Here is a 1273-nt window from a genome sequence, read left to right as displayed (position 1 = left end):
GCCGTCAAGCGCGTGGTGCGCCGCCCGCGCCCGCAGCTCCCGCCCGGCGCCGCGCCCCTGGTGCGTACCGCCGGACGGCACAGCTTCCCCAGCTCGCACGCCGCCTCCTCCGTCGCGGCCGCGCTCGCCTTCGGCGCGCTCGCCCCGGCCGCGCCCTTCCGCCCGCTCGCGACCGCGGTCTGCCTGTCCCGGCTGGTCGCGGGCGTCCATTACCCGACCGATGTCGCCTTCGGCGCGCTGCTCGGCGCGACCACCGCCCGCCTCGGGCGCGACTGGACCCACAGGGGTGTGCGATGAGTGAACCCGCCGCCGTCATCGAGCAGTCGGCGCCGTCGGCGCTCGCCGCTCCCGGTACCGGCTGGACCGTCGCCGCCGGCCTGCTGCGGGCCGCCCGGCCCCGGCAGTGGGTGAAGAACGGGCTGGTGCTCGCCGCGCCGTTCGCCGCCGCACGGCTGCTGGACCTCGACGAGGCGATACGGCTGGCGACCGCGCTGGTGCTCTTCATCGCCTGCTCGGCCGCGGTCTACCTGATCAACGACGCCCGTGACGCCGAAGCGGACCGGGCCCACCCGGTGAAGTGCTGCCGCCCGGTCGCCAGCGGCCAGGTCCCGGTCCCCGTCGCCTACATCGCGGGCGGCCTGCTCGCCGTCCTCGCCCCCGCCGTGGGCGCGCTCGTCTGCAACGGCCACACCGCCGCGCTGCTCGCCGCGTACGTGCTCATGCAACTCGCCTACTGCCTGCGGCTGAAGCACATGCTCGTGGTCGACCTCGTCATCGTCACCACCGGCTTCCTGATGCGGGCCATGGCCGGCGGGCTCGCCCTGAACATCGACCTCTCCCGCTGGTTCCTGATCACCTCCGGCTTCGGCGCGCTGTTCATGGTCGCCGCCAAGCGGTACTCCGAACTCGTCCTGATGTCGCAGCGCGACGGCGACCTCACCGCCACCCGCGCGCTGCTCGGCGAGTACACCATCGGCTATCTGCGGTTCGTGTGGCAGCTCGCGGCGGGCGTGGCCGTGCTGGCCTACTGCCTGTGGGCGCTGGAGAGCAGCGGCGGCGAGCACGGCCTGCTGCCCTGGCGGCAGTTGTCGATGATCCCCTTCACCCTGTCGGTGCTGCGCTACGCGGTCTTCGCCGATGTCGGCGCTGCCGGCGAACCCGAGGACGTGGTGCTGCGCGACCGCCCGCTGCTGGTGATCGCGCTGGCCTGGAGCGCGTTGTACGTGCTCGCGGTGGTCAACTCGTGAGGCGGCAGGTGGGGTGGGTCGTGGGG

The 1273-nt window shown here is 73.9% G+C and carries 2 protein-coding genes; both read left to right on the top strand.

Features of this window, described 5'->3' with window-relative positions; all coding sequences use genetic code 11:
* Nucleotides 1-297: phosphatase PAP2 family protein (locus AC13HU_RS37380; RefSeq protein WP_483046453.1), on the top strand; the 297-nt coding region annotated here is incomplete at its 5' end.
* Nucleotides 294-1247, top strand: coding sequence for a decaprenyl-phosphate phosphoribosyltransferase (locus AC13HU_RS37375; protein ID WP_483046452.1), 954 nt, complete (start codon nucleotides 294-296; stop codon nucleotides 1245-1247). The genes AC13HU_RS37380 and AC13HU_RS37375, both read left to right, overlap by 4 nt.
* Nucleotides 1248-1273: the final 26 nt, after the last annotated feature.

It is taken from the genome of Streptomyces sp. NH27, from assembly GCF_056859195.1.
This window is presented reverse-complemented; position numbering and strand designations above follow the sequence as displayed.

Coding starts and splice junctions, on each gene's coding strand:
- AC13HU_RS37375 (WP_483046452.1), top strand. CDS start 294: ATGAGTGAACCCGCCGCCGTCATCGAGCAGTCGGCGCCGTCGGCGCTC.